The following is a 24,038-nucleotide window of genomic DNA, read 5'->3' on the forward strand; positions in this document are numbered from 1 at the left end:
GCAGCCCGAAGCCGGCGACGGTCCCGGTCGCGACGCCCGCGACGACTGAGGTGTGCCGGAACTCCTCGCGGGCCGCCGGGTTCGACAGGTGCACCTCGACGAGGGACCGGCCGCTCGTGGTCACGATCGCGCAGGCGTCGCAGACGGCAAACGAGTAGTGCGTGAACGCTCCCGGGTTGAGCACGACGTCGGCGCCGGCGTCGACGGCCTCATGGAGCCACTCGATGAGCTCACCCTCGTGGTTCGTCTGGCGGCAGTCGGCGACGAGGCCGAGGTGCTCCGCCTCCCGCCGCACCGCGTCGTGGACGTCCTCGAGGGTGTCGGAGCCGTACACCTCCGGCTCGCGCGTGCCGAGCCGGTTGAGGTTGGGACCGGACAGGACGAAGACCGTGGGCGCCGACATGGCGCGATCCTACTGAGCAGCGGCTTCGCTGGACGCGATGATCCGTGCGTACGCCTCGCGGAGGAGCTCGTCGGAGGGCCCGACGAGACGGGTCGGTTGGGCCAGCCCGTCGAGCACGACGAAGCGCAGGGTCGAGCCGCGGGACTTCTTGTCGCGTCGCATCGCCATGAACAGGTCCTCCCACCGGTCTCCCCGATACGTGATCGGAAGCCCGACCGACGTGAGGAGATCGCGGTGCCGGGCCACCAGCGCCTCGTCGAGGTGCCCCGCCAGCCGCGCCAGCTCGGCGACGTAGACCATGCCGACGCTGACGGCTTCGCCGTGGCGCCACGAGAAGTGCTCGACCTGCTCGATGGCGTGCCCGAAGGTGTGGCCGTAGTTGAGGATCTCGCGCAGCGAGGACTCCTTGAGGTCGGCCGAGACGACGTCGGCCTTGACCCGCACCGCTCGCTCGACGAGCTCGGGCAGGTGCCGGTTGTCGGCACGACGGGCAGCATCAGGGTCGGCCTCGACGAGCTCGAGGATCTCCGGGTCGGCGATGAACCCGGCCTTGATGACCTCGGCCAGGCCCGCGACGAGGTCGGCCTCGGGCAGGGTGGCGAGGACGTCGAGGTCGCAGAGCACCCCCGCAGGCGGGTGGAAGGCCCCGACGAGGTTCTTGCCCTCCGACGTGTTGATGCCCGTCTTGCCGCCCACGGCCGCGTCGACCATACCGAGCAGGGTCGTCGGCACGTGGACGACCTTGACGCCGCGCAGCCACGTCGCGGCGGCGAAGCCGGCGAGGTCGGTCACGGCGCCGCCCCCGACGCCGACGACGGCGTCGGATCGGGTGAACCCGGCCTGGCCCAGCTCGGCCCAGAGGCGGCTCACGACGCCGGCCGTCTTGGCGGCCTCCGCGTCGGGCACCGCCGCCAGCTGAGCGGCATACCCCTGCCGCGCAAGCGAGTCCGCGACCGACTCGCCGTACCCGGTCAGGGCAGCCGAGTGGACGACAAGGACCCGCTCGACGCCGTCACCGAGCAGCGGGGCGACCTCACCGAGCAGGTCGCGGCCGATGACGACGTCGTAGGCGTCGCCGACGCGGATCGTTGTCGCGTCGCTCATCGCGGCTCCCCGATCAGGCCGGCGATCTGCTCGGCGACGTCCTCGGGCGTCCGCCCGGCCGTGTCGACCACGTGGGTGGCGACGCCCTCGTAGACCGGCCTGCGTCGCTTCATGAGCGCGACCCAGCTGGCGCGCGGGTTGACCGCGAGGAGGGGCCGCGACTGGTCGAAGCCGATCCGCTTGCTCGCGTCCGCGATGCCCACGTCCAGGAACACGACGGTGTGGCCACCGAGGGCGCTACGGGTCGTGGGATCCATGACCGCTCCCCCGCCGAGGGCGAGGACCCCGGTCGTCGCGGACAGGGCGCGCGCCACCTCGGCCCGCTCGAGGTCGCGGAAGACCGGCTCCCCGTCCTCGATGAAGATGTCCGGGATGCTGCGGCCGGTGGCCGCCTCGATGGCGAGGTCGGTGTCGTGCAGGTCGAGGCCGAGCCGCTCGGCCAGGGCACGTCCGACCGTGGTCTTGCCGGATCCAGGCGGTCCGACGAGCACGGCCACCGGACGGGAGCCGTCGCTCACCATGAGCGCATCCCCTCCGGGATGGCCTCGAGGTAGGCCGCATGGTTGCGGCTCGTCTCGGCGACCGAGTCACCGCCGAACTTCTCGAGGCACGCCTCGGCGAGGACGAGGGCGACCATCGCCTCGGCGACGACGCCGGCCGCAGGGACCGCGCACACATCGGAGCGCTGGTGGATCGCCGTGGCCGCTTCACCGGTGGCGACATCGACGGTCGCGAGCGCGCGCGGCACGGTGCTGATCGGCTTCATCGCCGCCCGCACCCGGAGGACCTGGCCCGTCGACATGCCGCCCTCGGTGCCGCCGGCCCGCCCGGTGCGACGCCGGATCGCGCCGTCGACGAGGTCCATCTCGTCGTGCGCCTCGGATCCGCGCCGGCGGGCGGTCTCGAAGCCGTCACCGACCTCGACCCCCTTGATCGCCTGGATGCTCATGAGTGCCGCGGCGAGGCGGGCGTCGAGCTTGCGGTCCCAGTGGACGTGCGAGCCGAGGCCCGGCGGGAGCCCGTATGCGAGCACCTCGACGACGCCGCCGAGGGTGTCACCGTCCTTCTTCGCCGCATCCACCTCGGCGACCATCGCGGCCGATCCGGCCGGCTCGAAGGCGCGCACGGGGTCCGCGTCGAGGGCCGCCAGGTCATCGGGGGTGGGCAGCGAGGCGCCCTCGCCAACCGCGGCCCGCCCGATCGCCACGGTGTGCGACACGAGCCGGATGCCGTAGGCCTGCTCGAGGAAACGGGCCGCGACCTCGCCGAGTGCGACTCGGGCGGCGGTCTCGCGGGCCGAGGCCCGCTCGAGGACCGGCCGGGCCTCGGTGTGCCCGTACTTCTGCATCCCGACGAGGTCGGCGTGCCCCGGCCGGGGCCGGGTCAGCGGCCGGTTGCGGGCCCCCTCCGTCTCGGCGCCCACGTCGGTCGCGGCCGCGAGCGCCGCGGCGGAGACCGGCTCGGGGCTCATCACGGTCTGCCACTTGGGCCACTCCGTGTTGCCCACCCGGACGGCGACCGGGCTGCCGAGGGTGACGCCGTGGCGCACCCCGCCGAGAAACTCGACGTCGTCCTGCTCGAACTTCATCCGGGCGCCGCGGCCGTAGCCGAGCCGGCGACGGGCCAGGGCCGCCTGCAGGTCGTCGGCCGACACCTCGACACCGGTCGGCAGACCCTCGAGTACGGCGACGAGTGCGGGACCGTGCGACTCACCCGCGGTCAACCAACGCAACATGCGGTGATCCTTTCACGCACACAGCGGGCAGCCGGAAGTCGCCCGGCACGCGGACGGGCAGCGGCAGCCGCTGCCCGCCCGGCCGGGGTGGCTGAGGGCGCCGGCGGCCTAGAGCTCGTCCTTCGGCAGGACCGTGAGGACCCGGGCGATGAACTCGTGGAACTCACGCATGTAGTCGCGCAGGAAGTTCTCGGTCGACGCGTCATGGACCTCGCCGTCGGAACCGAAGATCTCCGGCGTGTAGTGGACGTAGGCCTCGAGGGCGTTCATGAGCGGGCTGTTGCAGAAGGCGAGGACCTGCTTGAGGCTCTGCTGCGCCACCGCCGTCCCGATCGGTCCCGGCGAGGCGCCGATGACGGCGGACGGCTTGCGGGCGAAGGAGTTCTGGCCCCAGGGTCGACTGGCCCAGTCGATCGCGTTCTTGAGCGCTCCCGGGATGGACCGGTTGTACTCGGGGCTGACGAAGAGGACGGCATCGACCTTCGCGATCGCCTCCTTGAGGGCGCGTCCCTCCGGCGGGTAGTCCGCGTCGAAGTCATAGCTGTAGAGCGGCAGGTTGCCGATCGGGATCTCGGTGAACTCCATGTTGTCCGGAGCGAGCCGGATCAGGGACTTCGACAGGATCCGGTTGATCGAGCCCTTCGCGAGGCTTCCGACGAAGTAGCCGACGTGCTGCGTGGTCATGCTGCGACCTTCCTCTGCGACGGTGGCGACCCTCTTCACTGTCCTCGCAGACGGACCGGGGCTGCAACGGCCCCGGCTCAGCTGTGCTCGACGCACCGGACGGCCCACGGGCGGACCTCCAGCCGTTCCTCCGGGATCGGTCTCCCGCAGACCTCGCACTCGCCGTAGCCGCCCTCCGCCAGGCGCGTCCGTGCGCGCCGCACCTCCTCGAGCATCGTGAGCAGGTGCTCCTGGGCCGAGACCGCCGTCAGGCGGTCGACCGCCATGGAGGTCCCCTCGCCGACGCGCTTGCCGAACGAGATCGTGCCGACCTCGCCGGGTGGCTTGGTCAGCTCGGCGAGCTCTGCCGTGAGTCGGTCCTCGCGCTCGGCCAGGACCTGGTCGATGTCAGGGCGCACCCGACCAGCGTAGGTCGTGGCGCGCGGCGTCACCTCCGGGAGGGAGCGCCGCAAGCCGTGTCACAGCAGCGGCGGCACCTCGACGAAGAGGGCCAGCAGGGCGCCCGCCACGAGGAAGGGCCCGAACGGCACCGCATCCCGCCTCGACCGCCGACGCACGACGACGTGGACGACGGCATACAACCCGCCGAGGAGGAAGGCGGTGTAGAGCGCGACGAGCGGGAGCCACCACCCGACTGCCCCGGTGACGAGCCCGATGAGGCCGCAGAGCACGACGTCGCCGAGGCCGAACCCGCTCCCGAGCGCCGCCGCGACGAGCGCGAGCACGAGGGCGAGGGCAGCGAGGGCCCCTGCCGAGAGGAGGGACCGCCCGAGCAGGCCCCAGTCGTCGCCGGCCCCGGCCGCGAGGGCGAGCTGGGCGACAAGGATCGGGAGGCTCGGCAGGGTGAGACCCTCGGGAAGCCGATGGACGTCGAGGTCGACCCAGGTCAGCGCGAGGGCGACGGTGGCGAAACAGAGCAGGGCTGGCAGCAGCGCCCATCCGGAGGCGCCCCCGAACCGCCAGGCGAGTGCGGCCCACACCGGCCCGAGGACCATCGGGACGGTCCACCCGGCAAGCCGCCGCGGCTGGCCGGCCTCCTCGTCGAGCCGGTAGCCCAGCGACTGCAGGCGGGTCCCGAGAAGGTGTCCGACGCCGAGCCCCAGCACGCCGGCGACCAGCACCACCCACGGCGGCGTGTCGGCCGGCGCCGCCCAGCTCACCGGCGTGCCGCGAGCGCGTCGGCGAGAGCGCGGCGCATCTCGGCGACAGGCGCCAGCTGCCCCGTCATGAGCCGGACCTGCTCGGCGGCCTGATGCAGCAGCATCTCGGTCCCGTCGACGACCGCCCAGCCCCGAAGGCGGGCGGCCTCCTGCAGCGGGGTCTGCCCCTCGCCGTAGACGACATCGAGGACGACGCCCGGCCGGTCCGGGAGGCCCGTCCGTCCGTCGAGCGAGCTGGGCGGCACCGTGCTGATGACCAGGTCGGCGAGAGGCCAGTGGCCCAGGGCCGTCGTCGACACCTCGAGCCCGGCGTCGACCGCCTGGCGCACCGTCTCGGGGCGGGGCTGGGCCCGCACCATGAAGGCGATGCGTCGCGCGCCCAGCTGCTCCGCCGCGGCGACCGCTGACCTCGCCGTCGCGCCGGAGCCCACGACGAGCACGCTCTCCGCTCCGGCCAGGCCCGACTCGAGGAGCGAGGCGACGATGCCGCGCACGTCGGTGTTGTCCGCGACCCAGCCCTCCCCCGAGCGGACCAGGGTGTTCGCCGCACCCGTATGGCGCGCCTGCTCGCTCGCGTCGCCGGCCGCCGCGAGGGCGACCTCCTTCAGGGGCATCGTCAGGGACAGCCCGCGCCACGTCGGGCCCAGGTCGCGCAGCGCGGCGTCGAACCCCTCCGCGGTCACATCACGGCGGTCGTACGTCCAGTCCCGCAGCCCGAGCGCCTCGTACGCCGCGCGGTGCAGCACCGGCGACAGCGAGTGCTCGACGGGCGAGCCCCAGACGGCGCACCTCATCGTCGCGCGCGCCTCAGCACGTGCCCTTGTGGGCCTGGCACCAGGCCCGGAACTCGGCGACGTACTTCTCGTGCTCGGCGTACGTGGCGGCGAACTGTGTGTCGCCCGTCTCCGGGTTGACCGTGACGAAGAAGAGCCAGGGGCCGGCAGCCGGCTGGGCCGCGGCCTGGATCGCGCTCTCGCCCGGGTTGCCGATCGGCCCCGGCGGGAGACCGGTCACGACATACGTGTTGTACGGGCTCTTGCTCTGGCGGTCGGCGTCGGTCGTGGTGATGCCGTGCTTGCCGGCGGCGTAGTTCACGGTCGAGTCGAGCTGGAGCGGCATGTTCTTCGCCAGGCGGTTCTCGATGACGCGCGCGACCTTCGGCCGGTCCTCGGGGTGGCGCGCCTCGGCCTCGACGAGGCTCGCCACGGTGACGACGTGCTCCATCTTGGCCTCCGGGACGCCGAGCGCGTCGAGCCGCTTGACCGACTGGCCGATCATCTGCGTCAGCTGCGCTTTCGCGCTCGTGCCGGGGTCGAACGAGTAGCTGGCCGGGAAGAGGTAGCCCTCGACGTTGCCCTTGGCCGCTGCCGGGAGCCCGAGCGCGGCACCGTCCTTGGCGGCCGCGACGTAGTCGGCGACGGGGATGCCGGTCTGCTTCGACAGCTCCGCGTAGATCTCCTTGGCCCAGAGGCCCTCGCGGATCGTCACCGCGGTCGTGACCCGGTTCTTCGGGTCGACGAGGACCGCGACGGCCTCCGCGGCCGACATCTCCTTCTTCAGCCGGTAGGTCCCCGGCTGGATACCGGCGCTCTTGGGGTTGGACTGGGCCGCCTCGATGTAGGCCTTGCTCGACTTGACGACGTCGGCCCCCACGAGCGTCTTCGCGATCGCCGTGCCGGTGTCGCCCTGCTCGACCTTGACCTCGACCTGTCCCGTGCCTGGCCCCGGGAAGTCGTTCGACTCGAAGAATCCGGAGACCACCGGACGCAGGTAGGTGTACGCGACCGCGACCCCGCCCCCAACCACGACGAGCGCGAGGAGGATGACGGCGAGGCGCCGCCAGACCGACGGCCTCTCCGATCGCGGGCTGCTCGACCGGCGCCTGCTCGACCGGCGCGACCGCTGCTCGGCCTCGCGCGCCTCGCGCCGGGTTCGGGGGCCCGCTGGCTCGAGCTCGTGGGGCGGGTCCTGCGCCACGTGCTCATCGACATGCTCGTCGTGGTCGCCGAAGATCGACGACTCGAGGTGCTCATTCATCGACGTGGAGCCTTCTTCCGTGGCTTGCGCGCCGACGAGACCGTCTCGCCGGCCGGCTCACCGGACCGCGTCTCGGCGTCGAGGGCCACCTGCAGGATGAGTGCAGCTGCAGCCTGGTCCACGACGGCCCGCTGCCCCCTCCCCGGAACACCGCTGTCGCGTAGTCTGCGGTGCGCGTCGACTGTCGTCAAGCGTTCATCGACGAGTCGCACCGGAACGGGGCGGACGCGCTTGGCAACCTCCGCGGCATACGACCTCGCGAGCTGGGCCGCGGCGCCCTCCTCACCGGACAACAGCAGCGGGAGACCGACGACGACGGCGACGGCCTCCCGACCGGCCACGAGCGCCGCGACCTCGTCGAGGTCGCTGCCGTGCTCGACGTCACGAGGCAGGGTCGCAACCGGGAGGGCGAACGTTCCGGCGGGGTCGGACGCGGCGACCCCGACGCGGGCATTGCCCACGTCGACGCCGATCCGGACACCCGGGTGCATGGTCGTCATGCGCCTCGCGCGCGGAGCTGGTCCTCGACCGCGCCGAGGGCCTGCGAGACCTTGCTCGGGTCGCTGCCGCCGCCCTGCGCGATGTCGTCCTTTCCGCCCCCGCCGCCACCGAGCTGCTGGGCTGCCGTGCGCACGAAGGCGCCGGCCTTGAGGCCGGCCTGTCGGGCACTCTCGTTGGTCGCGACGATCGTGATCGGGCGGCCCTGGTTGATCGCCGCCATGGAGACGAGCACCGGGCGGCCGTTGCCGAGGCGGTGGCGCACGTCGAGGACGAGGGCGCGCAGGTCGTCGGCGGAGACGTCCTCGCCGGCGTCGTGGCTGACGAACGTCACGCCCGCGATGTCTCGGGCGGTCCCCGCGAGACGGGTGGCTGCGCCGAGCACCTGGGCCTGGCGGACCGCGGCGATCTCCTTCTCGGCGTCCTTGAGCTTGCCGAGGATCCCGGAGATCCGCTCGGGCAGCTCCTCGGGGCGGGCCTTGACGATCTCGGCGAGCTGGCCGACGATCGCCGCCTCGCGGGCGAGGAACGAGTAGGCGTCGGACCCGACGAGGGCCTCGACCCGGCGCACGCCAGAGCCGATCGACGACTCCCCGAGGAGCTTGACGACGCCGAGCTGGCCGGAGCGCTGCGCGTGGGTGCCACCGCAGAGCTCGCGGGCCCAGTCGCCGACCGACACGACGCGCACCTCGTTGCCGTACTTCTCGCCGAACAGCGCCATCGCGCCGATGTCGAGGGCCTCCTGCTGGCTCATGATCTCGGCGTGGACGGGCAGGTCCTCGAGGAGCAGCGCGTTGACCTTCGCCTCGACGTCGGCGAGGACGGTGCCGGGCACGGCGTGCTGCGCCTTGAAGTCGAAGCGGAAGCGGCCCGGCGCGTTCTCCGAGCCCGCCTGGGTGGCGGTTTCGCCGACCGCCTCGCGAATCGCCTTGTGGACCATGTGGGTTGCGGTGTGCGCGCGCGAGATCGACCGGCGGCGCTCGATGTCCACCTTCGCGAAGGCGAGCTCGCCCGGGTTGACCTCGCCCTGCACGACGGACGCGCGGTGGACGATGAGCCCGGTGATGGGCTTCTGCACGTCGCGGACGTCGATGATCGCGCCGTTCTCGAGCTCGATGAGCCCGCCGTCGGCGAGCTGGCCGCCGCCCTCGGCGTAGAACGGGGTGCGGTCGAGGACGATCTCGATCTCGTCGCCGACGCTCGCCGTCTCGACGGTTTCGCCGGCCCGGATGATGCCGGCGACGCGTCCCTCGGAGACGACCTCGTCGTAGCCGGTGAACTCCACGTCGTGGCCGAGCCCGTCGGCGATCCGCCGGTAGACCTGCCGGTCGCCGTGCGCGGTCTTCTTGGCACGCGCGTCGGCCTTCGCCCGGTCGCGCTGCTCCGTCATGAGGCGCCGGAAGCCGGCCTCGTCGACCTCGACGCCCTGCTCGGCCGCCATCTCGAGCGTGAGGTCGATGGGGAAGCCGTAGGTGTCGTGCAGGGAGAACGCCTGCTCGCCGCTCAGGCGCTGCGGCGTGCCGGGCCGGGACTTGATCCGGCCGACCGCGGTGTCGAGGATCGTCGTGCCGGACGCGAGGGTGCGGCGGAACGCCTCCTCCTCCGCGTAGGCGACCTGGCTGATCCGGTCGAAGTCGGTGCGCAGCTGCGGGTAGGACCGGCTCATCCGCTCCATGCTGACCGGCAGCAGGTGCGGCATCGCCGGCTCGTCGACGCCGAGCAGCACCATCGAGCGGACCGCCCGGCGCAACATGCGGCGAAGTACGTAGCCACGGCCCTCGTTGCTCGGGGTGACACCGTCACCGATGAGCATGAGGCAGGTCCGGACGTGGTCGGCGACGACCCGCAGGCGCACGTCGTCCGGGTGGCTCTCGGAGGCGATGTGGCTCGGGTTCGCGCCATACGTCTTGCCGGCCATCTCGGCCGCCTTGTCGAGGACGGGGAAGACCTCGTCGATCTCGTAGAGGTTGTCGACCCCCTGCAGGATGCTCGCCATCCGCTCGAGGCCCATCCCGGTGTCGACGTTGCGGGCGGGCAGCGGCCCGGCCACGTCGAAGTCGTCCTTGGCGCGCACCGCGGACAGCTCGTACTGCATGAAGACGAGGTTCCAGATCTCCATGTAGCGGTCCTCGTCGACCGCCGGACCGCCCTCCCGGCCGTACTCCGGGCCGCGGTCGAAGAAGATCTCGCTGCACGGGCCCCCGGGACCGGGGATGCCCATGTGCCAGTAGTTGTCCTGCTTGCCGCGGCGCACGATCCGGTCGCGCGGGATGTCGGTCAGCTTGAGCCAGAGGTTGATCGCCTCGTCGTCGTCCTGGTAAACGGTGGCCCAGAGCCGGTCCGGGTCGAGGCCGTAGCCACCCTCCTGCTGCGAGGTGGTGAGCAGCTCCCACGCGTAGCTGATGGCGCCTTCCTTGAAGTAGTCGCCGAAGGAGAAGTTGCCGTTCATCTGGAAGAAGGTGCCGTGCCGGCTGGTCCGGCCGACCTCGTCGAGGTCCGGGGTGCGCACGCACTTCTGCACCGAGGTGGCACGCGACCACTTCGGCGTCTCCTGCCCCACGAAGTAGGGCACGAACGGGACCATGCCGGCCGCGACGAAGAGCAGGTTGGGGTCGTCGAACGGCAGCGGGGCGCTGGGGACGACGGTGTGACCACGGCTCTCGAAGAACGAGAGCCAACGGCGCCTGATCTCGGCGGTTTCCATGCGGCGGCGGTCCTTGTGGGTCGGAGGCGGTGGTCGGCCCGCGCCCGGGGCGCGTGACCAATGCTCAACCCTATCCGACACGCCGGGCCGGCCCCCGACAGCGGTATGCCGCCCAGCTCACTGAGCTGAGCGGCATACCGGCCGTTGGAGGTGTGCCTGCCGTCAGGCTGTCCCCTTGTCAGCTGACGCCGAATCGGCGCTCCGGGCCTCGCTCGTTCCTCGCTCGGGTCCTCACGCCTTGGCGTCAGGCTGAGGTCTCGACCTCGGCGACGAGATCCGTCTTGATCTCCGGGAAGTGGCAGGCCTGCACATGCAGCCCGTTCTCCCGGCCCTGGACCGGCAGGTGGGCGTTGGTCGACTCGATGAGCGGCGGCTCCTGGGTCGCGCAGATCTCCTGCGCCTTCCAGCAGCGGGTCCGGAAGCGGCAGCCGCTCGGCGGGTCGATCGGGCTCGGCACGTCACCCACGAGGCGGATCCGCTCGCGCGGCGGGATGCCTCGGGCGACGTTGATGTCCGGGGCTGCGGACAGCAGCGCCTGCGTGTACGGGTGCTCGGGGCGCTCGTAGATGTTGCGCTTGTCGCCGTACTCGACGATCTTGCCGAGGTACATGACCGCGACCTGGTCGCAGAAGTGCCGCACCACGCCGAGGTCGTGCGCGACGAAGATGAACGCGAGGCCGAGCTCGTCACGCAGCTTCGCGAGCAGGTTCATCACCTGCGCCTGGATCGACACGTCGAGGGCGGAGACCGGCTCGTCGGCGATGATCAGCTTCGGCTCGACCGCGAGGGCTCGCGCGATCCCGATGCGCTGGCGCTGTCCTCCGGAGAACTCCGAGGGGTAGCGGTTGATGTGCTCGGGGTTGAGGCCGACGAGCTCGAGCAGCTCCTTGACGCGCTGCTTCTCCCGGCCCTTGTGCAGGCCATGGACCTTGAGCGGCGTCGTGAGGATCGAGCCGATGGTGTGCCGCGGGTTCAGCGACGAGTACGGGTCCTGGAAGATCATCTGGATGTCGCGGCGGATGCCGCGTAGCTGGGACTCCCGGAGGTTCGTGATGTCACGCCCCTCGAAGACGATCTTGCCCGACGTCGGCGTGTCGAGCCGGGTCACGAGACGGGACGTCGTCGACTTGCCACAGCCGGACTCACCGACGAGGCCGAGGGTCTGGCCCTCCTTGACCGAGAAGCTCACCCCGTCGACGGCGCGGACGCTCGCCTTGACCATCCGCAGGCCCTGGATCTCACGGAACGGGAAGTGGCGCACGAGGTCGGTCACCTCGAGCAGGGTCTGGTCGCTCATCGGCTCGCCTCCTCGTCTGCGGCGATGACGCCCACCGGGTCCTCGAGGTGGCACCGGATGAGGCGGTTGGTCAGGCCGGGAGCCGGGCGCCACTCGGGCAGCTCGGTCCAGCAGCGCTCACCCACGAGGTCCTTGAAGGCGCAACGCGGGTGGAACGAGCAGCCGGGCGGCAGGTTGAGCAGGCTGGGCGGCGCGCCCTTGATCGCCTTGAGCTCCTCGAGCTCCTCGGAATGCGAGGGCAGCGACTGGAGCAGTCCGTAGGTGTAGGGGTGCGAGGGCCGGGCCAGCACCTCCTTGGCGTCGCCCTTCTCGACCCCGCGTCCGGCATACATCACGACGATGTCGTCGGCCGTCTCCGCGACGACGGCGAGGTCGTGCGTGATGAGGACGACGGCCGAGCCGAACTCCTTGCGCAGGTCGTTGATGAGGTCGAGGATCTGCGCCTGGACCGTCACGTCGAGCGCCGTGGTCGGCTCGTCGGCGATGAGCAGCTTCGGGTTGTTGACGAGGCCGAGGGCGATCATGGCGCGCTGGCGCATGCCGCCCGAGAACTCGTGCGGGTACTGCTTGGCGCGCCGCTGGGGGTTGGGGATCCCGACCAGGTCGAGCATCTCGACGGCCCGCTTGTGCGCGACCGACCTGGACACCTTGTGGTGGGTCCGGTACGCCTCGGCGATCTGGTCACCGATCTTGTAGAACGGGTGCAGCGAGCTCTGCGGGTCCTGGAAGACCATCGCGACCTTCTCGCTGCGCAGCCGCTGGAACGTCGAGCGCGGCGCCCCGACCAGCTCCTGCCCGTCGAGCTTGATGCTGCCGGTGATCCGGGTGCGTTTCATGTCGTGCAGCCCGAGGACGGCCATGCTCGAGACGGACTTGCCGGAGCCGGACTCGCCGACGATGGCGAGCGTGCGACCGAGGCGGGCCTGGTAGGTCAGGTTGGACACGGCCCGGACGACACCCTCCTCCGTGGGGAAGGTGACGGTGAGGTCCTTGACGTCGAGGACCACGTCGCCGCTGTTGTGGGCCTCCCCTGCCGTGGTGGGGATCTGGTCGGCGATGGCGGTGCTCATGAGAGCCTCACTCGGGGGTCGACGAAGGAGTAGGCGACGTCCACGATCAGGTTCATCGTCACGACGATGACGGCCGTCATGAGGACGGTGCCGAGGATGATGGGCAGGTCGGAGCGGAAGAGCGCGTCGAGCGCGAGCTTGCCGATGCCGTCGATCTCGAAGATGCGCTCCGTGACGAGCGTGCCGGACAGCAGCGCGGCGATGTCGAGGCCGAGGATCGTCACGACCGGGCTGAGCGCCGCGCGCAGCGCGTGCTTGCCGACGACCTTGCGCTCGGAAATGCCCTTGGACCGCGCGGTGCGCACGTAGTCCATGGAGAGACTGTCGAGCATCGAGTTGCGGGTGTAGCGGGTGTAGCCGGTCGCGGAGACCAGGCCGAGGATGATCCACGGCGCGATGAGGCCGGGTAAGAACTGCAGTACTCCGCCGGACATCGATGTCGCCTGCGGGAAGATGCTGTGGAAGCGCGTCGTGTAGAGCGCGAAGATCAGCGCCATGACGTAGTACGGGATCGCGCCGAAGACCTGCGAACCACCGATCAGGATCCGGTCGAGTGCCGTGCCGCGGACGGTCGAGGCGAGCACGCCTATGAGCACACCGACGACGGCCATGATGACGACGACGCCGGCGGTGAGCAGGACCGTCGCCGGGAAACGGGAGAAGATCTCCTCCGAGACCGGGCGCCTGGTCAGGAACGACACGCCGAAGCAGGGGGCGCTGCAGTGGATCGTCTCACCGGCGTAGGGGATGTCGCGGCCGACGAAGAGCCCCGAGAAGTACTCGGAGAACTGCACCGCCAGCGGCCGGTCGAGGCCGAGGCTCTGCCGGATCTGAGCGAGACGGGCAGGGGTGCACCGCTGCTCCGGACACATGACCTGAGCTGGGTCGCCCCCTCCCACGAAGAAGAGGAGGAATGCGGAGACGAGTGTCGCGAGCAGGACGGTGAACGCCAGCCCGAGACGCCGCAGGATGTACGTCAGCACGGGGGTGCCTTCCGATGGTCGTGGTGGTGGGGGCACGGGGGTCGCCCGTGCCCCCACCGGGGTGAGTCCGCCTGTCGTCAGGACAGGAGCGGGCTCCTTACTGCTCGATCCAGATCTGCGTCATGACCGGCATACCGTGGTTCGGGTCGTTGATGACGTTCTTGACCTTGGTGCCGAAGACGTAGTTGCCCTTGTCGTACTGGTAGGGGATCGCCGGCAGGTAGTTCTCGAAGAGCCACTTGTCGAACTTGCCCCACTCCGGGCCCTGCTCCTGGATCTTCAGCTTCTGGATCCGGGCGACCTCGGCGTCGACCTTCGGGTCCTGCAGGTTGCCCCAGTTGGTGCTGCCCTGGGCCATGGAGACCGAGGTGACCATGGGCGGGAAGATCGAGTCAGCGGCCGGCCAGTCGAAGCACCAGCCTGCCGGGGACTGCAGGACGTTCTGCGGGCCCTTCGGGTCGGCGGCCAGCTTGCGCCGGTCCTTGCCGGGCACGCCCATGTCCTTGACCTTGAAGCCGGCGGCCTCGAGCTTCTGCTTGCGGACCTGGTTGGCCTTCTGCCCGACCGGGGTGTCGTTCGTGTAGTAGTACACGAGCTCGAACGGCTTGTCGGGGCCGTAGCCGGCCGCGGCGAGCATCTCCTTGGCCTTGGCCGGGTCACCGTCGCCGGTGCCGTCGAAGCCGTTGATGCCCTTGTAGTCGACCCAGCCCGGGATCTGGGGCGGGACGAAGGTCGTGCCCGGCGTCATGGAGTGGGTCGTCTCGCCCGAAGCCTTGCGGATCGAGTCGAACGGCCACGCGACGGCGACCGCCTTGCGGACCTCCATCGGGATCTTCGAGGTGACCATGTTGACGGTGAAGACGCACGAGGACGGACCCTCGACGAACTGGGCCTTCTTCGGGCCCTCGATCTGGTCGATGAGCGACGAGTCGATCGCGTCCCAGTTCATCGACGTGGCGTCGACACCGTTGCTGGCGAGGATGGCCTGCTGGACCTTGGTGCTGTCGACGCCGAACTTGAAGTCGTAGCCATCGAGGTAGTTGTTGCGCGCCGGGTCCGTGTTGGGGTCCCACTGGTCGTTGCGCACGAGGGTGAGCTCCGAGCCCGGGGTGTACTTGTCGAACTTGTACGGGCCGGTGGCGAGCGGGTGCAGGGTGTAGTCCTGCTTCTTGTCCTTCGCCTGCGGGATCGGGGAGAACTGCGGGTAGGCCGCGAAGTACGGCAGCGACTCGAAGGGCTTCTCGAGGTGGATGACGACGGTCTTGTCGTCGGGAGCCTCGACGCCGTTCCAGTTCTTGTCGCCCTGGTACGGGCCCTTGTAGTCGGCGCCGCCCTTGAAGAAGTCGCGCTGGTAGGTCGGGCCGTTGGCCGCGAGGTCCGGGTCGAAGGACCGCTTGATCGCGAAGACGAGGTCCTTGGCGGTGACGGGCGTGCCGTCCTCGTACTTGATGCCGTCCTTGAGGGTGAACGTCCAGGTCAGGCCGTCGTCGGAGACCTTGCCGAGGTCGGTGGCGAGGTCGGGGACGAGGACGGACTTGCCGTCACGGTACGAGTACGACGTCAGCGTCCGGTGCGTGATGCCGAGGATCGCGATGGTGTCGGTGTAGTACTGGTCGCTCGGGTCGAAGTTCGCCGGAGTCGAGGTGTATGGGACGGTGAGGATGCCGCCCTTCTTGGCACCCGGCACCTCGGGCGCCGGGCCCTTGGCGTCGGGCATGAGGCCCGAGGAGGCCTGCTCGAGCTTGCCCCCCGTCTGGCCCGGCTTGGCGTTGTTGTCCGCCCCCGGGTTGGGCGCGCCGCAGGCCGCGACGAATCCGAGGGAGACGGCCGCTCCCACGGTCAGGACTTTGGTCCAGCGCATTTGTTGTGCTCCCTTTTTGCGTGTCCCGGGCCCTTTGCCGGGAACATCTGTGGGCCGATGGCGTGGTCGGGCTATCGGCGGGTGTTGGGGTCGAAGGCATCCCGGATCGAGTCGCCCAGCAGGCTGAGGGCGAGCACGAGGGCCGAGATGCCGATGACCGGGGGCCAGAGCCAGAGGGGATAGCTCTGGAAGGAGTTCTGGGCGTCCGCGATGGTGCGGCCCCATGACGCGGTGGGCTCGACGAGCCCCGCACCGAGGAACGACAGGGTCGCCTCGGAGGTGATGTAGGCCGGCACCGCGATCGACGCGGAGACGATGATCGGCCCGACGAGGTTGGGCAGGATCTCCTTGAAGAGGATGTGCCGGGTCGGCACGCCGATGGCGCGGGCGGCCTGGACGAACTCGCGTTCGCGGAGGCTGACGACCTCACCGCGGACGAGACGGGCCAGGCCCATCCAGCCGAAGAGCACGAGCAGCCCGATGATGAGCCAGAACCGGATGTTGGACGTCTCCTCCGGAGTGAGGCTGCCGCGCGCGCCGAAGCGCAGCTCGAGGATCGGGGTGGTCGCGATCACCATGAGCAGGAACGGCAGGCTCAGGAAGAAGTCGATGACCCAGGAGATGACGCGGTCGACGATCCCGCCGAGGTAGCCCGCGAGCAGGCCCATCGTCACACCGATGACCGTCGACAGGGCGGCGGCGACGAAGCCGATGATGAGGGAGGGCCGCGCGCCATACGTCCAGCGGGCGAACAGGTCTCGTCCGAGGCCCTTCTCGACGCCCAGCCAGTGCGACGAGGTGATGCCCTGCTTGGGGAACCCGTTGAGGTCGACGAGGTCGGTGGCGGTCTGGTCAGGAGTCGCCTTCACCCCCGTGATCGGGTCGACGGTCTGGAGGCTGGTCAGCAGCGGCGCGAACACCGCGACGAGGATGAAGAAGACGACGATGATCGTGCAGACGATCGCCACCTTGTCCTTCTTGAGCCGGTCCCAGGCGATCTGTCCCGGGGAGCGCCCCGTACGCCGATCGTCCTGCTGGAGTGCCGCCTCGGCCTCGTTCGCCTCGCGAGCCAGTTCGTCTGTCTCGGCCGCGGCGCCGGGCATTGTGCTCAAAGCGATGTCTCCATCCTTGTGGGATCTCCGTCACGGCCCGTGGGTGTCGTGGACCGGTCCTTTGGGTTTCCTTTGGGCTCACGGCGATCGGGCGCCCACCCCTCGGGACGACGTCACCCTGCCATACCGATCGCGCTAGTCCAAGCGTCGAGACGGTCATGGATGACAAATCGTTACCGAGAGTCGGAACAATGCGACAAGATCTTCGGTTGGCCGCGAGTCCAGCCGCCGTCTCCTCATCGAGAGCCGGAGCGGCGCCCCAGGCGACCCTCCAGCCACTCGAGGCGGGCACGGAGCCGCTCCTCGAAGCCACGATCGGTGGGATGGTAGTAGGCCGCGTCGGCGAGGTCGTCGGGCAGGTACTCCTGGCGCGCGACGGCGTCCGGCTCGTCGTGCGAGTAGACGTAGCCCTTCCCGTGCCCGAGCCGCTCCGCGCCGGCGTAGCCGCTCCCCCGCAAGTGCGCCGGCACCGGGCCGCCATGGCCGGCACGGACATCCGCAATGGCGGCGTTGATGCCCGCGTAGGCGGCGTTGGACTTCGGCGCGAGCGCGTTGTGGACGACCGCCTGAGCGAGGATGATCCGTGCCTCCGGCATCCCGATCTGTGCAACCGCGTGCATTGCGGCGACCGCGGTCTGCAGCGCGGTCGGGTCGGCCATGCCCACGTCCTCGCTCGCCGCGATGACGATCCGCCGGGCGATGAAGCGCGGGTCCTCGCCGGCCTCGAGCATCCGGGCGAGGTAGTGCAGGGCGGCGTTGACGTCGCTGCCCCGCATCGACTTGATGAGGGCGCTCGCGACGTCGTAGTGCTGGTCGCCGGTCCGGTCGTAGCGCACCGCCGCGTGCGCGACGGCCTGCTCGACGTGGTGGAGCGTGATCGCGACGGGGTCGTCCGTCTGCCGTCCGGCCGGCTCCGCGTCGAGGGCGACCCCGGCGGCCGCCTCGAGGGAGGTGAGCGCCCTCCGGGCGTCGCCGCCGGCGATCCGGACGAGGTGCTCGAGGGCGTCCTCGTCGAGGGTGTACTCCCCCGCCAGGCCGCGCTCATCCGCGAGGGCCGACTCGACGACCTCGCGGATGTCCTTGTCCGACAGGGACGTCAGCGTCACGAGGACGGACCGGGACAGCAGCGGGGAGATGACGCTGAACGACGGGTTCTCGGTGGTCGCGGCGACCAGGATGACGGTGCGGTTCTCGACACCGGGCAGCAGCGCGTCCTGCTGGGCCTTGGTGAAGCGATGGATCTCGTCGAGGAACAGGACGGTCTGCCGGCCGTAGAGGTCGCGGTCGCGCACGGCGGCGTCCATCACCGCGCGGACGTCCTTGACCCCGGCCGTCACGGCCGAGAGCTCGACGAAGCGGCGTTCGGCGGCGGTCGCGACGAGGTGCGCGAGCGTCGTCTTGCCGGTCCCCGGCGGCCCCCAGATGATCGCCGAGAGCGGGCCGGCCGACCCGCCCGAGCCCTCGATGAGGCGACGGAGGGGGCTGCCCGGCCGCAGGACGTCGGCCTGCCCGCGGAACTCGTCGAGCGACCGGGGGCGCATCCGGGCGGCGAGGGGAGCGGAACCGCGCTGGGCGGCATACCCCTCCCGCTCAGCCGCGCCAGCGGCCCCGAAGAGGTCGTCGGAGGTCACTGTGGAAGGCTATCCCGGTGCTGCAGCAGTCCACCCCCGCGGACCCCGTCCGCACCGGGCCGCTCGCCCGGCTCGGCCGCCTCGTCGCCCATCACCCGAAGACGTGGCTCCTCGCCTGGCTCGTCGTCACGATCGCGTGCTTCACCGTCGCGGTGGGCGGCGTCACCGGCCAGTCGCTCTTCAACCGGCTCCACTCCGGCGACCCGAGCGTCGGCGGAGAGGCCCAGCAGGCGCGCAACATCATCCAGCAGATCGAGCCGACCCTCGACAACCTGATGCTGCAGGTGCGCGGGGCCGACCTCAAGGACCCGGCCGTCGTCAAACAGGCCGCTGCCCGCACGCTCGAGATCCGGAACATCTCCGGTGTCCACGGCGTCCGGTCACCATTGCTGTCCCCCAAGGGGATCGACGACCCCACGGTCGCGCCCCTCCTCGCCGGCGGCACGGCGACATCCGGCGGCTTCATCACCGTGGTCGACTTCCAGCCGGGCCTGACGAAGGACCAGCAGAAGACCGCCGAGAAGCAGGTGACGACGGCCCTCGACGAGGTGAGCGCCGTCTTCCCGGGGGCCACGGGCAGCGTGGGCGGCGTGCAGCCGGTGGTCGACGCGATCAACTCCACGGTCGAGCGGGACCTGCTGCGTGGTGAGGGGATCGCGCTGCCGCTGACCTTCATCGTCATGTTCTTCGTCTTCGGTGGTTTCGTGGCCGCAGGCATGCCGGTCGTCGGCGCCCTGGCGGCGATCGGAGGCGCGCTCCTGTCGCTGTTCGGCTTCTCGCACCTCGTCGATCTCGACGCGACGGTCGTCAACATCGTGACGCTGCTCGGTTTCGGCCTGTCGATCGACTACGGCCTGCTGACGGTGAGCCGGTTCCGGGAGGAGCTCGCGCTCGCCCGCGCAGACGCCCCGGAGCTGACCCGCGAGCACGTCATCGAGGCGACCGCGCGCACCGTGGCGACCGCGGGCCGGACCGTCCTCTTCTCGGGGCTGACGGTCGCGATCGCCCTGTCGGGCCTCCTTGTCTTCGAGGCCCAGATCATGCGGGCGATCGGGCTGGCCGGCGTCTCGGTCGTCCTCGTCGCGCTCGTCGTGTCGATCACGCTCGTGCCCGCCCTCGCGGTCCTGGGCGCGAAGCGGCTGAGCCGGAAGGCGCACATCCTCGTCTCGGACGAGGGCTTCTTCTCCACCCTGGCGCGCACCGTGCAGAAGCGGCCCATCGTCGTCATCGTCGGCGTCCTCGTCGTCCTGGTCGCCCTCGCCATCCCGACCTTCTCCGTCAAGCTGACCGCCTCCGGGACGGACCTGCTGCCGAAGTCGGCACCGCAGCGGGTCTTCTTCGACGACCTCGCCCGCGACTACCCCGCCCTCAGCTCACCCGCAGTGACTGTCGTGGCGAAAACGCCTGACACCGCCGCCGTCACAGCATGGGCCAAGGGGCTGAAGTCCGAGCCGGGCGTGACCGAGGTGTCGGTCCGGCCGCTGGGCACCGAGCACCAGCTCGTCTCGGTGAACGTATCGGGGCCGCCCACCTCCGACGACGCGCAGGCGGTCGTGAGCCACGTGCGTGCAGGCGGCGCGCCCTTCCCGACCCTGACCACCGGGCAGGCCGCAGGGCAGATGGACTTCCTCGCATCGATGGGGCGAGGAGCACCGTATGCCGTCCTGCTCGTCGTCGTCGGCACCTTCCTGCTGCTCTTCCTCATGACGGGCTCCGTGGTCATCCCGCTCAAGGCGCTGATCCTCAACGTCCTGTCCCTCGGCGCCGCGCTCGGCGTCGTCGTGTGGGTCTTCGAGAAGGGCCATCTCGAGGGCCTGCTCGCCTTCTCGTCCGTCGGGGCGGTCGAGTCGATCGTGCCCTTCCTCGTCCTCGCCTTCGGTTTCGGGCTCTCGATGGACTACGAGGTCTTCCTGCTCTCGCGGATCACCGAGTTCCACCACCACGGCCACGACAACGACCGGTCCGTGTCCCTCGGGCTGCAGCGCACCGGGCGGATCATCACGTCCGCGGCGCTGCTCATCATCATCGTCTTCGCCGGCTTCATCGCCGGGGACATCCTCATCATCAAGGAGATCGGCGTCGCCCTGGTGGCCGCCGTCCTCATCGACGCGACCCTCGTGCGCCTGCTCCTCGTCCCAGCGACGATGACGCTGCTCGGCCGCTGGAACTGGTGGTCGCCACGTCCCCTGCGGCGCCTCCACGAGAAGGTCGGGATCACCGAGTGAGCCCCGTCCGCTCCCTCCGTCGCGTCGAAAGCCGGGAGGAGATCCTCGAGCTGACCGGCTCAGACCCTTTCGTGCGCTGCGAGATCCGCACGCCCCTCGAGGCTCCCGCCTGGGCCTCGGGTGCCGCGGTGGCGGTGCTGCGGCACTCGAACATCCGACGCCTGGGCGTGGCCGTCCTCGGGCCTGCCGAGGACGTCGAGGCGCTGTCCGCAGGTCTCGCCGACTCCGGCGACCTGCACCGGCTCGGCGTCGGCGGCGTGACCGTCGTCCGTGAGTCGTTCGAGGCCCTGCGGCGCCACCTGCCACTCGCCGACAAGGGCGGTGACTGGGAATGGCTCTGCACGACAACGCAACCCGCTCCCATCCCGCAGGAGGATCGGCTCATTCCCTTGTCGGAGAACGATCTTCCCGACATCCGGGCCCTGCTCGCGGTGGCCAACGCTCGTACCGACGCCCGGCCGTTCGAGTACCCGCACCAGGTCTGGGTGGGCGTGCGCGACGGGTCGGGCCGGCTCGTCGCGTGCGGCGTCCGGGAGCCGAACCTCGTCGGCGTGCCCGTCCTGGCCGGCATCACGGTCGACGAGTCGGTCCGCGGGACGGGGCTCGGGCTCGCCGTCACGGCGCGGCTCACCCGGGATGCGGTGCGCGAGGCCGGCACCTGCACCCTCGGCCTCTACTCGGACAACGACGTCGCCCGCCGGCTCTATCACGGCCTCGGCTACGGCAACGGGCACGCTTTCCGCAGCCGGCCGCTCCTGGGCTGACCGCCACCCCCAGCCGCCGGACGCCACGACAACTGGAGTCATCGCCAGTTCTCGTGGCGCCCGGCCCTGGCGGCGGGCTCCCGTCAGACGGTGGCGGGCTGCCCCACGGCCGGCTTCGTGTCGACGCCGGCCTCCTTGCGCTGCTCCGGCGTGATCGGGGCCGGGGCACCGGTCAGCGGGTCGTAGCCGCCACCCGACTTGGGGAAGGCGATGACGTCGCGGATCGAGTCGGTCCCGGCGAGGAGCGAGACGATCCGGTCCCAGCCGAACGCGATGCCCCCGTGCGGCGGGGCGCCGTACTGGAACGCCTCGAGCAGGAAGCCGAACTTCTCCTGGGCCTCCTCCTCGGTGATGCCCATGACCTTGAAGACGCGTTCCTGGACGTCGCGCCGGTGGATACGGATCGAGCCGCCGCCGATCTCGTTGCCGTTGCAGACCATGTCGTAGGCGTAGGCGAGCGCCGAGCCCGGGTCGGTGTCGAAGGTGTCGGCGAACTCCTTCTTCGGTGAGGTGAACGCGTGGTGGACCGCGGTCCAGGCGCTGTGCCCGAGAGCGACGTCGCCGGACGCCGTGGCCTCGGCGGAGGGCTCGAACAGCGGCGCGTCGAGCACCCAGAGGAAGCTCCAGGCGTCCTCGTCGATGAGGCCGCAGCGGTGCCCGATCTCGAGGGGGGCGGCGCCGAGCAGCGAGCGCGATTCCTTGACGCCGCCGGCGGCGAAGAAGATGCAGTCGCCGGGCTTGGCCCCGACGTGGTCGGCGATGCCGGCGCGCTCGGCGTCGGTGAGGTTCTTCGCGACCGGGCCGGAGAGCTCGACGGAGCCGTCGGCGGCCTTCTCACCGACGAGCACGTACGCGAGGCCCTTGGCGCCGCGCTGCTTGGCCCAGTCCTGCCACGCGTCGAGCTGCTTGCGCGGCTGTGAGGCGCCTCCCGGCATGACGACGGCCCCGACGTAGGGCGCCTGGAAGACGCGGAACGTCGTGTCGGCGAAGAACTCGGTACACGGCGTGATCTCGTTGCCGAAGCGCAGGTCCGGCTTGTCCGTGCCGTACCGGGCCATCGCCTCGGCGTACGTCATCTGGAGGAACGGCGTCTGCAGGTCGACTCCGATCAGCTTCCAGATCTCGGTGACGATCGCCTCGCCGAGCTCGAGGACGTCCTCCTGCTCGACGAAGGACATCTCGATGTCGAGCTGGGTGAACTCCGGCTGCCGGTCCGCGCGGAAGTCCTCGTCGCGGTAGCAGCGGGCGATCTGGTAGTAGCGCTCCATACCGGCGACCATGAGCAGCTGCTTGAACAGCTGCGGGCTCTGCGGCAGGGCGTACCAGCTGCCCGGCGCGAGGCGGGCCGGTACGAGGAAGTCACGGGCGCCCTCGGGGGTCGAGCGCGTCAGGGTCGGCGTCTCGATCTCGACGAAGTCGCGCTCCCCCAGCACCGTGCGGGCCGCGGCGTTGACCTTGCTGCGCAGGCGGATGGCGGAGCCCGCCGAGTGCGGGCCGGGGCGGCGCAGGTCCAGGTAGCGGTGCTTGAGGCGCGCCTCCTCGCCGACGCTGACGCGCTCGTCGATCTGGAAGGGCAGCGGCGCGCTGGGCGCGAGCACCTCGAGCTCGTTCGCGACGACCTCGACGTCACCGGTCGGCAGCTCGGGGTTGGCGTTGCCCTCCGGACGGAGCCGGACCTCGCCCGTGACCTTGACGCAGAACTCGTTGCGGACATCGTGCGCGCCGCCCTCCTCCAGCACCTCGTCACGGGCGACGACCTGGACGACGCCGGAGGCATCCCTGAGGTCGAGGAAGGCCACTCCACCGTGATCTCGCCGCCGCGCCACCCAGCCGGTGAGGGTGACGGTCGTTCCAGCGTGGTCGGCACGCAGGGTGCCGGCCTCGTGAGTGCGGAGCACGGGGGATCCTTCCGAGGTGGTGATGACGGCGGCGTCGTATGCCGCTGGGCCCGCCGCGCGGGCACCCGGCCCATCCTACGGCGTGCTCCGCCACCGCTCCGCGGGCGCCGGATGCGTGGGAAGCGGTGCTGCTGGGTAGCGTGGAAACAGTGCGGCACTCCCGGAACCGAGACCTCGACGGCGTGCGCGGCCTGGCAATCCTGCTCGTCATCGCCGCGCATATCGGCCTCCCCCTTCGGTGGGGCGGCCTGTCGGGCGTCATCCTCTTCTTCGTCCTGTCGGGCTACCTCATCACGAGCCTGCTCATCCGGGAGTGGGACACGTTCGGGTCGATCAGCCTCTGGCGCTTCTGGGGGCGCCGCGGCCTGCGCCTGCTGCCGGCACTGGTGCTGTTGCTCGCCCTCGTGCCGGTGCTCCTGTTCCTGACCGGGGACGACCGGCTCCGGACCTATCCCACGGCGGCGCTCGCGTCCATCCTCTACGTCGGCAACTGGGTGCGCGTCCACGGCACGGACCTCGGCGTGCTGAACCATCTCTGGTCCCTGTCCGTCGAGGAGCAGTTCTACGTCGTGTGGCCGCTGCTGTTCGTCGCCCTGCTGCGGTGGTGCCGGCGTCACGCCCTCTCCGTGGCCATGACACTTGCGGCCCTCGCCACGTGCTACAGCGTGTGGTCACGTGGGTCCTACATCTCGACCCAGTCGAACGCCTTCGCCCTGCTGCTTGGCGTCTGCCTTGCCTTCGGGCTCGCCGCCGTGCGCAAGCGTGGCTGGAAGCTGCGAGGCGCGTCGCCGCTCGTCCCGTTCGTCGTGCTCGTCGCCGTGTCGGCCTTCCCGAGCCAGGGGCTCGCCGTCGATGTCTCCCTGTTCGAGCCC

Annotated in this window: 21 protein-coding genes; 3 read left to right on the forward strand and 18 right to left on the reverse strand. The window is 70.7% G+C overall.

All coding sequences use genetic code 11. The features are described 5' to 3' along the window. The 17 genes from ACTHJJ_RS13055 to ACTHJJ_RS13135 all read right to left on the reverse strand — a co-directional run. The coding region (locus tag ACTHJJ_RS13055; protein ID WP_440303369.1) for a type II 3-dehydroquinate dehydratase at positions 1-403 on the reverse strand (403 nt) is incomplete at its 3' end. A 9-nt stretch (positions 404-412) separates the two neighbouring features. Continuing rightward, positions 413-1,507, reverse strand: coding sequence for a 3-dehydroquinate synthase (gene aroB, locus ACTHJJ_RS13060; protein WP_440303370.1), 1,095 nt, complete (start codon positions 1,505-1,507; stop codon positions 413-415). Next, positions 1,504-2,028 carry a shikimate kinase gene (locus ACTHJJ_RS13065; RefSeq protein ID WP_440303371.1) on the reverse strand — a complete coding sequence of 175 codons (525 nt, stop codon included), beginning with the start codon at positions 2,026-2,028 and terminating at the stop codon, positions 1,504-1,506. Before ACTHJJ_RS13065 ends, aroB begins: the two co-directional genes overlap by 4 nt. Next, the gene (gene aroC / locus ACTHJJ_RS13070; protein ID WP_440303372.1) at positions 2,022-3,242 is read right to left on the reverse strand and encodes a chorismate synthase; all 1,221 of its coding nucleotides are present in this window, start codon (positions 3,240-3,242) and stop codon (positions 2,022-2,024) included. The genes ACTHJJ_RS13065 and aroC overlap by 7 nt, the downstream gene beginning before the upstream one ends. A gap of 108 nt (positions 3,243-3,350) precedes the next feature. Beyond that, positions 3,351-3,926 (reverse strand): NADPH-dependent FMN reductase, encoded by a 576-nt coding sequence (locus tag ACTHJJ_RS13075; RefSeq protein ID WP_440303373.1) that lies wholly within the window; start codon positions 3,924-3,926, stop codon positions 3,351-3,353. Between the two features lie 77 nt (positions 3,927-4,003). Next, on the reverse strand, positions 4,004-4,324 hold the full coding sequence (locus ACTHJJ_RS13080) for a TraR/DksA family transcriptional regulator (RefSeq protein WP_440303374.1): 321 nt from the start codon (positions 4,322-4,324) through the stop codon (positions 4,004-4,006). Positions 4,325-4,384: 60 nt separating this feature from the next. After that, on the reverse strand, positions 4,385-5,086 hold the full coding sequence (locus ACTHJJ_RS13085) for a prepilin peptidase (protein ID WP_440303375.1): 702 nt from the start codon (positions 5,084-5,086) through the stop codon (positions 4,385-4,387). Next, positions 5,083-5,880 carry a shikimate dehydrogenase gene (locus tag ACTHJJ_RS13090; protein WP_440303376.1) on the reverse strand — a complete coding sequence of 266 codons (798 nt, stop codon included), beginning with the start codon at positions 5,878-5,880 and terminating at the stop codon, positions 5,083-5,085. Before ACTHJJ_RS13090 ends, ACTHJJ_RS13085 begins: the two co-directional genes overlap by 4 nt. 13 nt (positions 5,881-5,893) lie before the next feature. Further along, complete coding sequence (mltG, locus tag ACTHJJ_RS13095) at positions 5,894-7,123, reverse strand: endolytic transglycosylase MltG (RefSeq protein WP_440303377.1); 1,230 nt, start codon at positions 7,121-7,123, stop codon at positions 5,894-5,896. Next, positions 7,120-7,614 (reverse strand): Holliday junction resolvase RuvX, encoded by a 495-nt coding sequence (ruvX, locus tag ACTHJJ_RS13100; protein ID WP_440303388.1) that lies wholly within the window; start codon positions 7,612-7,614, stop codon positions 7,120-7,122. The genes mltG and ruvX overlap by 4 nt, the downstream gene beginning before the upstream one ends. 5 nt (positions 7,615-7,619) lie before the next feature. Further along, positions 7,620-10,325 (reverse strand): alanine--tRNA ligase, encoded by a 2,706-nt coding sequence (gene alaS, locus ACTHJJ_RS13105; RefSeq protein WP_440303378.1) that lies wholly within the window; start codon positions 10,323-10,325, stop codon positions 7,620-7,622. Positions 10,326-10,569: 244 nt separating this feature from the next. Further along, entirely contained in the window at positions 10,570-11,622 is a 1,053-nt protein-coding gene (locus ACTHJJ_RS13110; protein ID WP_440303379.1) for an ABC transporter ATP-binding protein, read from the reverse strand. Beyond that, positions 11,619-12,692 carry an ABC transporter ATP-binding protein gene (locus ACTHJJ_RS13115; protein ID WP_440303380.1) on the reverse strand — a complete coding sequence of 358 codons (1,074 nt, stop codon included), beginning with the start codon at positions 12,690-12,692 and terminating at the stop codon, positions 11,619-11,621. Before ACTHJJ_RS13115 ends, ACTHJJ_RS13110 begins: the two co-directional genes overlap by 4 nt. Then, positions 12,689-13,675, reverse strand: coding sequence for an ABC transporter permease (locus ACTHJJ_RS13120; protein WP_440303381.1), 987 nt, complete (start codon positions 13,673-13,675; stop codon positions 12,689-12,691). The genes ACTHJJ_RS13115 and ACTHJJ_RS13120 overlap by 4 nt, the downstream gene beginning before the upstream one ends. A 97-nt stretch (positions 13,676-13,772) precedes the next feature. After that, on the reverse strand, positions 13,773-15,536 hold the full coding sequence (locus ACTHJJ_RS13125) for an ABC transporter substrate-binding protein (protein ID WP_440303382.1): 1,764 nt from the start codon (positions 15,534-15,536) through the stop codon (positions 13,773-13,775). 71 nt (positions 15,537-15,607) lie between these two features. Further along, positions 15,608-16,639 (reverse strand): ABC transporter permease, encoded by a 1,032-nt coding sequence (locus ACTHJJ_RS13130; protein WP_440303389.1) that lies wholly within the window; start codon positions 16,637-16,639, stop codon positions 15,608-15,610. A gap of 245 nt (positions 16,640-16,884) precedes the next feature. Further along, positions 16,885-18,279, reverse strand: coding sequence for a replication-associated recombination protein A (locus ACTHJJ_RS13135; protein WP_440303383.1), 1,395 nt, complete (start codon positions 18,277-18,279; stop codon positions 16,885-16,887). 17 nt (positions 18,280-18,296) lie between these two features. On the opposite strand from ACTHJJ_RS13135, the gene ACTHJJ_RS13140 reads away from it, so the two are divergent. Both ACTHJJ_RS13140 and ACTHJJ_RS13145 read left to right on the forward strand, forming a co-directional pair. After that, on the forward strand, positions 18,297-20,504 hold the full coding sequence (locus ACTHJJ_RS13140) for an MMPL family transporter (protein ID WP_440303384.1): 2,208 nt from the start codon (positions 18,297-18,299) through the stop codon (positions 20,502-20,504). Next, positions 20,501-21,268: a GNAT family N-acetyltransferase gene (locus tag ACTHJJ_RS13145; RefSeq protein ID WP_440303385.1), complete on the forward strand. Its 768-nt coding sequence runs from the start codon at positions 20,501-20,503 to the stop codon at positions 21,266-21,268. Before ACTHJJ_RS13140 ends, ACTHJJ_RS13145 begins: the two co-directional genes overlap by 4 nt. Before the next feature lie 83 nt (positions 21,269-21,351). Here ACTHJJ_RS13145 and aspS read toward each other — a convergent pair whose 3' ends face one another. Beyond that, the gene (gene aspS / locus ACTHJJ_RS13150) at positions 21,352-23,166 is read right to left on the reverse strand and encodes an aspartate--tRNA ligase (protein WP_440303386.1); all 1,815 of its coding nucleotides are present in this window, start codon (positions 23,164-23,166) and stop codon (positions 21,352-21,354) included. Between the two features lie 149 nt (positions 23,167-23,315). On the opposite strand from aspS, the gene ACTHJJ_RS13155 reads away from it, so the two are divergent. Continuing rightward, the coding region (locus tag ACTHJJ_RS13155; protein WP_440303387.1) for an acyltransferase family protein at positions 23,316-24,038 on the forward strand (723 nt) is incomplete at its 3' end.

Origin of the sequence: Intrasporangium sp. (assembly GCF_051961875.1) — a bacterium.
Classification (GTDB): Bacteria; Actinomycetota; Actinomycetes; order Actinomycetales; family Dermatophilaceae; genus Intrasporangium_A.

What these genes read in the sequence shown, in the direction of transcription:
- ACTHJJ_RS13125 (WP_440303382.1), bottom strand. Translation starts at nt 15,536, where the DNA reads ATGCGCTGGACCAAAGTCCTGACCGTGGGAGCGGCCGTCTCCCTCGGA.
- ACTHJJ_RS13115 (WP_440303380.1), bottom strand. Translation starts at nt 12,692, where the DNA reads ATGAGCACCGCCATCGCCGACCAGATCCCCACCACGGCAGGGGAGGCC.
- ACTHJJ_RS13075 (WP_440303373.1), bottom strand. Translation starts at nt 3,926, where the DNA reads ATGACCACGCAGCACGTCGGCTACTTCGTCGGAAGCCTCGCGAAGGGC.
- alaS (WP_440303378.1), bottom strand. Translation starts at nt 10,325, where the DNA reads ATGGAAACCGCCGAGATCAGGCGCCGTTGGCTCTCGTTCTTCGAGAGC.
- mltG (WP_440303377.1), bottom strand. Translation starts at nt 7,123, where the DNA reads ATGAATGAGCACCTCGAGTCGTCGATCTTCGGCGACCACGACGAGCAT.
- aroC (WP_440303372.1), bottom strand. Translation starts at nt 3,242, where the DNA reads ATGTTGCGTTGGTTGACCGCGGGTGAGTCGCACGGTCCCGCACTCGTC.
- ruvX (WP_440303388.1), bottom strand. Translation starts at nt 7,614, where the DNA reads ATGCACCCGGGTGTCCGGATCGGCGTCGACGTGGGCAATGCCCGCGTC.
- ACTHJJ_RS13065 (WP_440303371.1), bottom strand. Translation starts at nt 2,028, where the DNA reads ATGGTGAGCGACGGCTCCCGTCCGGTGGCCGTGCTCGTCGGACCGCCT.
- aroB (WP_440303370.1), bottom strand. Translation starts at nt 1,507, where the DNA reads ATGAGCGACGCGACAACGATCCGCGTCGGCGACGCCTACGACGTCGTC.
- ACTHJJ_RS13130 (WP_440303389.1), bottom strand. Translation starts at nt 16,639, where the DNA reads ATGCCCGGCGCCGCGGCCGAGACAGACGAACTGGCTCGCGAGGCGAAC.
- ACTHJJ_RS13110 (WP_440303379.1), bottom strand. Translation starts at nt 11,622, where the DNA reads ATGAGCGACCAGACCCTGCTCGAGGTGACCGACCTCGTGCGCCACTTC.
- ACTHJJ_RS13090 (WP_440303376.1), bottom strand. Translation starts at nt 5,880, where the DNA reads ATGAGGTGCGCCGTCTGGGGCTCGCCCGTCGAGCACTCGCTGTCGCCG.